Origin of the sequence: Companilactobacillus futsaii JCM 17355 (genome assembly GCF_001435505.1) — a bacterium.
GTDB classification, from domain to species: Bacteria; Bacillota; Bacilli; order Lactobacillales; family Lactobacillaceae; genus Companilactobacillus; species Companilactobacillus futsaii.
In genome coordinates, this window is record NZ_AZDO01000035.1 from 1 (window position 1) to 239 (window position 239).

The 239-nt window shown below is 37.2% G+C and carries 1 protein-coding gene; it reads left to right on the top strand.

What is annotated here, in order from left to right:
• Positions 1 to 239: helix-turn-helix domain-containing protein (locus tag FC88_RS13360; RefSeq protein ID WP_057812870.1), on the top strand; the 239-nt coding region annotated here is incomplete at both ends.

A 239-nucleotide genomic window follows, 5' to 3' on the forward strand; every position in this document is an offset into this window, starting at 1 on the left:
AAGATTGGCACGAACGTGGGGAATCCACTCGTGCAATAGCTCGTCATCTGAATAGGAGTCCTTCAACTATCAGTGTTGAATTGAATAAGGTTACACCTTATTCAGCGGAAACCGCTCACAAAATGGCTAAAGAACAACTCAGTCATAGAGGGTGTAACTCAATCATAACTGAAAATATGAAGGACTTTATTGTTCAAAAATTAAAGTTTAATCATTGGTCATTTGAAATAATAGCTCAC